The 7,418-nt window shown below is 42.4% G+C and carries 7 protein-coding genes (1 of these 7 only partly in view); 5 read left to right on the plus strand and 2 right to left on the minus strand.

Annotated features, from left to right (window positions below; all coding sequences use genetic code 11):
- Together QC759_RS02630 and murD2 are read right to left on the minus strand one after the other, a co-directional pair.
- On the minus strand, positions 1-943 hold the 5' portion of the coding sequence (locus tag QC759_RS02630; protein WP_048071737.1) for an Mfer335 family protein. Its footprint begins 242 nt before the window's first position; only the first 943 of its 1,185 coding nucleotides appear in the window; the start codon lies at positions 941-943; its stop codon lies off the left edge, out of view.
- A 33-nt stretch (positions 944-976) separates the two neighbouring features.
- Positions 977-2,212, minus strand: a complete 1,236-nt coding sequence (murD2, locus tag QC759_RS02635) for a pseudomurein biosynthesis peptide ligase pMurD2 (protein ID WP_276700257.1) — start codon at positions 2,210-2,212, stop codon at positions 977-979.
- Between the two features lie 442 nt (positions 2,213-2,654).
- Between murD2 and hypD the strand changes: the two genes are divergently transcribed.
- The 5 genes from hypD (at position 2,655) to QC759_RS02660 (ending at position 7,317) form a co-directional block, all read left to right on the plus strand.
- Complete coding sequence (gene hypD / locus QC759_RS02640; RefSeq protein WP_048073753.1) at positions 2,655-3,701, plus strand: hydrogenase formation protein HypD; 1,047 nt, start codon at positions 2,655-2,657, stop codon at positions 3,699-3,701.
- An 82-nt stretch (positions 3,702-3,783) separates the two neighbouring features.
- Positions 3,784-4,449 carry a phosphoglycolate phosphatase gene (locus tag QC759_RS02645; protein WP_048071736.1) on the plus strand — a complete coding sequence of 222 codons (666 nt, stop codon included), beginning with the start codon at positions 3,784-3,786 and terminating at the stop codon, positions 4,447-4,449.
- Positions 4,446-5,750, plus strand: a complete 1,305-nt coding sequence (locus QC759_RS02650) for a TldD/PmbA family protein (RefSeq protein WP_048071735.1) — start codon at positions 4,446-4,448, stop codon at positions 5,748-5,750. The genes QC759_RS02645 and QC759_RS02650 overlap by 4 nt, the downstream gene beginning before the upstream one ends.
- Positions 5,751-5,795: 45 nt before the next feature.
- Positions 5,796-6,842, plus strand: coding sequence for a radical SAM protein (locus QC759_RS02655; RefSeq protein ID WP_048071734.1), 1,047 nt, complete (start codon positions 5,796-5,798; stop codon positions 6,840-6,842).
- Positions 6,843-7,080: 238 nt separating this feature from the next.
- Positions 7,081-7,317: a hypothetical protein gene (locus tag QC759_RS02660; protein ID WP_048071733.1), complete on the plus strand. Its 237-nt coding sequence runs from the start codon at positions 7,081-7,083 to the stop codon at positions 7,315-7,317.
- Positions 7,318-7,418: the final 101 nt, after the last annotated feature.

Here is a 7,418-nt window from a genome sequence, read left to right on the forward strand (position 1 = left end):
CGGTGGCATTGGGGTCAATGCAGGGTTCAAATCCAATATTTTCTTTCCCATTGGACCCGGTTTTTGGGGGTATTATGGTGCCGTTCCAGGCCCGGGCGAAGGACATGGCATTGTATGCCCGAGCGGAATCCCCGTATTCTGGGTGGGATCCCAGAGCTTCAGTGTAACTGGAGGTCACATTTTCATTGTGGGTTCCCATATAGGCCATTACTGGTGAGCCACTGGGATAATTTTTCATGTAGGTCACCACCGAGTCCCCGAAGAAGGTTTTTATATCCTCCGGAACGACCTGGTTTCTACCGTCACTGAATCCAGTGAGGGAATAATCAAGGTATATGTAATCTCCCACCGATGATTTATTATACCATTTCGTAAAGGTGGTGATACTCACGTATTCATGGGGAATGGTGTCATTTTTAATATCTGATGCCGCAATGGTTTTCAGCAGTTCACCAGATTTACCTCCTTCCCTGATCTCCACTCCATCCTTGGTTTTAACCCCCACGGTATACCCGGTCTTGTATCCCCATACAAATGTTTGTGGGGGGTTCACGACCAGTTTTTGACCCTGGACACTTAAATAACCCGGGCCCTCGAATCCCTGGGCCACTCCCTGGGAAGAAATACTGCCGTTGGCTAGAATGGACAGGGGTGTTTCCAGTGTCCCAGTTAGAAATCCACTGATAATCTGGGGGTATTTTTCTTCTTCCAGTAAATTTTGCAGGTATTCAAAATGATATAAAACCGGCACTTTCCTTACTTTAGCATCATCCACCACTTTCATACCAGAAACCACGGTATCGCCAATGGATAGGGCAGATATCTCTTCTGGTTTTTGTGGGGGGAAATAGCCTTCAATGTTGTTACCAACAAAACTAAAACTTATTATAATTATTATCAGAATACCAAAGGCTAATATTGGATTTAACATTGATCTGCGCATTTTTTAAGCCTCCCCTCTCAAATATTATTTCTATTATTTTGCCGCAAGGGCCTCCTTTAAACACTGGGTGATCTCTATAATTTTCCGCTGCCCGTTACCCCCAATAAATACATGGGGATATTCTTCAGAGCATTGGAGTGCAAATTCAACCACATCATCTACATCAGTTAGATTGTAAACTTTTCCCTGGTATTCCTCTTCCTCCAGTACTTTCTGCACTTCTTGGCGGGTGTCGTCCAGTCCAGGGAAAAGGGCTATGATCGGGCAACCAGTTTTAGAAGCTTCCCGGAAAATATCCAAACGGCACATTTCACCCTTACGGGGAGTTCCCAGGATTATAACCGGAAATTTAACTTCATTAAGAACTGCAGCAGCAGCATCGGCATTATCAGTTTTGCCAACCACTATCTGGGAATGGGGGAGATTGATAACTGAGGCTCTCCCTGGCAAAACTTGGAACTCTTTAAGGGTTTTTTCAATGGTCTCTTTGGATATTCCCATTATTTCTGCTGCTTTTGATGCAGCAGCTGCATTCTCACGATTGAAATCTCCAAATAAGTTTAATTTATAGGGAGTTTTGGTGAAAAGGTGAGTTTCTCCTGCTGTTTCACTTAACGCGTCCAGACTTTTATTGTCTTGATTTAAAACAATTTTTTTCCCGGTTACGAATTTCTGTAAGGATTTCCGGTAATTTTCCAGGGAGTGGTGTACTTCCAGATGGTCTCGGCCTACGTTGGTCACCACCACCAGGTCAAAGTCAAAGTTGTGGTTACAGAAGTCCAGGGTCATATCGCAGACTTCTACCAGGAGAACATCGTAATCATGGGTGGCTGCTTCTAAAATCACTTCAGTGTAGCCTTTAAAGCCCCCACCTGCATTTCCACCAGTAAGAACATTCAAACCGGCATTTTCCAGTATGCTGGCAATCATCATGGTGGTGGTGGTCTTTCCATTGGTACCAGTGACACCAATGGTGAATAGGGAACGATGAGAAGTTACAACATCGGATAAGAGCTTATTTTCAGACTTAATTTGTTGAAAAGCAGGTTTATTCCATAAACCCGGGCTCAAAACCACTAAATCAGAGTCTTCAATTTTTCCAAAATCATGAAATCCCCGATCAACATCCAGACCTTCAACTGCTTCTAATTCAACGTCCAGATTGACATCGGAAGCATAAACAGTATAACCGTGATTGAGAAGAGATTCAACAGCATTAAGGCCCTCTACTCCCAAACCAATCACTGCAGCATTCATTATAACAACCATTTTAATTTTCCAAAAGAGTGTATCACTATCACGTATATAACAATAGGTTGGCATTTTTAATATATAACTATAACTCCAGCAATGCCCTCCTATGTTATATAACCGTTTTAAGAGTGTATAAAGTTCTTTAAAGCTTAAATAAAATTTTTATTGGCATGAGGAATATTATAAATCCATAATATTGTAAAAATATTCATTATTAAATGGTTAATTTTTCCTGTTTTTCTATTCTTTAAACTCTGGCGGTAATCAGAAGTTTGTACTAAAATTTTTAGGTTGTTACCCCAAACCATATACCATAATCCAACCAATACATTTTAAACAACTTAAACAGTTTAGGGTAAAAAACTTTTAATTAATTAACAGAAATTATTAACAAATTTTAAGGATAGATACCACTTATAATTTGTACTAGATCATCCAGGTGTCACCTATGAACACGATAAAAGATCTTTCTAAGGAAATTGTAAAACGCATCGAAGACATAGCCCAACCAGTGAAGATAATGCATGTCTGCGGATCCCATGAACACACAATAATGCAGCATGGTATTCGGACTCTGCTACCTCCAGAGGTGGAAGTGGTAGCGGGCCCCGGATGTCCGGTGTGCTGTGTACCCGCCCGTGAGGTGGAGGAATGTCTGCAACTGGCTAAACAGGGAGTAACCATTGCCACCTTTGGTGACATGTTAAGGGTTCCCGGGGGAAGTGGAACACTATCTGAAGCAAAAGCAGAAGGAGCAGATGTTAGAATAGTGTATGGAGTAAACAATGCCGTGGAATTAGCTCAAAAAATTGATAACGATGTGGTTTTCATGGCCGCAGGATTTGAAACCACCGCACCAACTACTGCTGCGGAAATCGTTGCCAATCCTCCAGAAAACTTCTCAGTTCTTTCCTGTCACAGAATGATACCACCTGCACTCCAGTTCTTAATTGAATCCGGGGAAGTGAATCTCAACGCCCTCATAGAACCGGGTCATGTGTCCACCATCATCGGAACCAAACCTTACGATATTTTCTCAGAGAAATACGAAATTCCTCAAGTGGTAACTGGTTTCAACCCCATGGACGTTCTCATAGCAGTGTACCTGATTTTGAAACAGCTCCATGAAGACAAGGCATTCGTACAAAATGAATATAAACGGGCAGTTCGAGAAGAAGGAAATTTAAAAGCACAGGAACTTCTCGACGAAGTATTTTACATTAAAACCAAGGAATGGAGAGGTTTCCCTCCTATACCTAACTCGGTTATGGAAATCAAGGATGAATTCAGCCAGGTCAATGCCCGGGAACGATTCGATATCGAAGTGGGCAATATCCCGGAAGTGGTCAGTGGTTGTATCTGTGGAGCTATACTCCGGGGAGTAGCCCGTCCTGAGGATTGCCGACTTTTCCGTAAAGAGTGCAACCCCACTAATCCCATCGGAGCATGCATGGTTAGTAAGGAAGGAACCTGCAATATAGCTCATCGCTATGGTTCATTTTAAACCAGGTATTGAGTGTTAATGGTAAATCAGTAGGACTATAATCTGTTCTGGGAAAATTAATGGATAAACATGGTGAAATAGCTTGATTAAAGCCGTAGCTGTAGATGTTGATGGAACCATAACTGATAGCCGGCGAAGACTGTGCTGCAGTGCAATGGAATCCCTTCGTTCTGCCGAAGAAAAAGGCATACCTGTAATCATAGTCACCGGGAACATCCTCCCGGTCACCAAAACTCTTTCCATATTCATGGGTACTTCCGGAGGGTTAGTAGCTGAAAATGGGGGTGTTATAGAATCACCCCAGGGCAGGAAGATATTAGGGGATATTGAAAAGTGTCAAAGGGCCTATGAATTTTTAAAAACAAAGTATGCCCTGGAAAAAGTGGATTTTTCCCAAGAAAGGGTTTCCGAAATTGCCTTTTATAGGACACTTCCCGTAGAATTGATTAAAGATGCACTGAAGGATTTTGACGTGAAGATATACGATACCAGATTTGCACTGCACATCACTGATCCAGCAGTGGATAAGGGGTCCGCCCTGGTTCGTGTGGCTGAGGATATGGGTATCCGGCCAGAGGAGATCCTGGCCATAGGGGACAGTGAAAATGACCTAGAATTTCTAAAAGTAGCGGGATTGAAGGTGGCAGTGGCCAATGCCAACCCCGAGCTCAAAGCCCGAGCCGACTACGTAACTGAAAAATCCTATGGAGATGGAGTCAAAGAAGCTTTAGAGAGGTTTTTACCATGATAAATGAGATAAGCAACCGTGCATTAGATTACGCTCTTAAAAGCGCTGATCAGGCGGAGGTATACGTCGAGATCAGTGATGGTGTGGATGCAACCATTCAGAACGACCAAGTGGACTTTGCCAAGGAATCCTACTCTATGGGCGTGGGTATCCGGGTCATCTGTGACGGTAAAATGGGTTTTGCATACACCACTCAAAGTGAAAGAATAGAAGAAACAGTCCAAAACGCAATCTCCAATGCCCAGGCAAATCTGGTGGATGAAAATTTAGCATTCGCCCTTAAATCAAATTATTCTCCTATTAAAGGAGTTTACGATGGAAAAATTAACACCCTGGAACTGGAGGACACTATTGAACTGGGAAAATCCATGATCAGCACGGTACTGGAAAATAAATGCCAACCAACCTCTGGCGGGGTAACGGCTAGCTGTTTGAAAATTTTAATAACCAACTCCAATGGAATGGTCTGTGAAGATAAAGCCACCTATTTCTCCGGGTATATTGCAGTGAACACCCCTGACCGGGAAGGTGTCTCCACTGCCAGTGAATCTGACTCATCCCGAAAACTGGACATAGAGCCGGAAAATATTGCAAATAAAGCCTGTGAAGTTGCCTTAAATTCCAGGGAAGGGAAAACCATAGAAACTGGTGACATGAAAGTGTTGCTGGATCACCATGCCGCAGCAGGTCTTCTCTCCACCTTTTCCCAGGCAATAAACGGGGACAATGTACAGAGGGGTCGTTCCATATACGCCGATAAGATAGATACCCAAGTTTCAACGCCATCTCTAAGTATATACGATGATGGAACTTTCCCGGGTGGTCTTTACTCATCTCATGGTGATGGAGAAGGAACACCATCCCAGAAAACTACCATAATAAAGGATGGGGTTCTGAAAAACTTTTTATACGATATACACACAGCCAACAAGGGGGATGTGAAGAGTACCGGCAATGGAATGCGTGCTTCATTCAATGACATGCCTGCAGTGAGTTTATCCAACCTGGTACTGGAATTTAAAGACTACGAAGAAATTTCCCAAATACAGAATGGATTACTGGTTACTGATGTTCTGGGAGCACACACTGCCAACCCCATTTCGGGGGATTTCTCAGTGGAAGCCATGAATGCCTTCAAGATCCAGGCTGGCGAAGTTGTTTACCCGGTTAAAAAATCCATGCTCTCCGGAAACATCTTTTCCATGTTAAAAGAAGCCACAGCTGCTTCACACCAAACCCGACAATTAGGACCCTTCATCACCCCGCCCCTAACTGTTTCCAGCCTGAGAGTGGTGGGTTAAGGAATTGTAGAGAAGGGGTGGGTAGAATATCCTGGTGGGCGGATTATGGTAAATCTTGATATTAAGGGGGTTCTTTCAGATTATCTGGCCATAACTTCCAACCATCAACTCTCACGCTGTAAAGTGGCATCCACCCTGAAAGCCCCGGACTTTGATGATGAAAAATCCCAGTGGGATGAGCATCAACGTCTAAGAACCAGATTCTGGAAGTTTTACCGGGATAATTCTAGTTTAAATCCCCAGGATATAGAGGGTGGACCAGTTAAAAAATCTTTTTTTTCTTACCTGGATCTCAAGGTCCAGATTGCCGAAAAAATATACCAGAACTGTATTTTATGTGAAAAAATGTGCCATGTTGACCGGACTCGTGAAACCGGGGAATGTGGAGTGACGCATCCATTGATTGCCTCGGAATTTCTCCATGTTGGTGAAGAACCACCCCTGGTACCCAGCCACACCATCTTTTTCACCGGTTGCAACTTCCAGTGTGTTTACTGCCAGAACTGGGATATAAGTCAACGAACCCGGGGAATCCCCCTGAGTGAAGAGGAACTGGCCGGGGTAATTGAAAAAAGGAGGAGGGAAGGGTCCCGGAATGTGAATTTTGTCGGGGGAGATCCAACCCCTAACCTGCCCTACATCCTGCGTACCATGAGGCGGGTCCGGGAAAACATACCTGTGGTGTGGAACAGTAACATGTACCTTTCCCAGTATGCTATGCATCTTCTGGATGGGTTTGTTGACCTTTATCTGACGGATTTCAAGTATGGAAATGATGCCTGTGCCCAGAGACTCTCGGGCATCCCGAATTATATGGAGACGGTTGGCCGTAATCATAAACTGGCCCAGAAATCAGGAGATATGATAATCAGACATCTAATTCTACCTAACCATGTGGAATGCTGTTCAAAACCACTACTCGACTGGATATCCAGAAATTTAGGTCTGGATGTAGTTTTAAACATTATGGGTCAGTATCATCCAGTTTACCATGCACCCGAATATGGTGAAATCTCCCGAGCATTGATTCGCAGTGAATTGGTGGAAATCATTAACTACGCACAGGATTTGGGGTTTAGGAACGTTATTTAGCTTAGTGAAGGTATTAAATTTCCTAACACAATATGCTAGCCTTATAAAGAACAAGTTCTATAATACAATCCAGATTGATTTAAAGATTGACATCTAATAAAACAGTTTATACATTTAAAAAAAATCACATTCAAATAAAAAATAAATTAATTTAATAAGTTGAATTGGCCATATTTTAGGATATTTTAGGATATTTTAGGATATTTTTGGGTAGTTGAGATGTTTAAGAGGTTTTTTAATGGAAAACATAGAAAATAAGGAAAATGTTTCTACTGAAGAAATATTCAGTGATATTAAACGGGATTATCCTGATGTTGAAAGGTTAGTTATGGAAGATGAGGATTCAACCGTATTCTGCATCTATGCGCCAGATGATGTTCTCTGGAAGATATTCGAGGATTGGATGGAACTGGTAAGCAGTATTGAATTCAACGCTGGAACTGATGAAGAGCACTACCTTCGGGTTATACCTTGATATTTTTATAAACCCCGTTTCTATTGTTTTTACCAGATTTGTTCAATTATAATTATAATTTAATTTCTGTTTAATTTCTGATTAGTTTAGTTCTAGTTAGT

Origin of the sequence: Methanobacterium formicicum, from assembly GCF_029848115.1 — an archaeon.
GTDB lineage: Archaea > Methanobacteriota > Methanobacteria > Methanobacteriales > Methanobacteriaceae > Methanobacterium > Methanobacterium formicicum.

What these genes read in the sequence shown, in the direction of transcription:
- murD2 (WP_276700257.1), bottom strand. Translation starts at nt 2,212, where the DNA reads ATGGTTGTTATAATGAATGCTGCAGTGATTGGTTTGGGAGTAGAGGGC.
- QC759_RS02650 (WP_048071735.1), top strand. Translation starts at nt 4,446, where the DNA reads ATGATAAATGAGATAAGCAACCGTGCATTAGATTACGCTCTTAAAAGC.
- QC759_RS02655 (WP_048071734.1), top strand. Translation starts at nt 5,796, where the DNA reads ATGGTAAATCTTGATATTAAGGGGGTTCTTTCAGATTATCTGGCCATA.
- QC759_RS02660 (WP_048071733.1), top strand. Translation starts at nt 7,081, where the DNA reads ATGGAAAACATAGAAAATAAGGAAAATGTTTCTACTGAAGAAATATTC.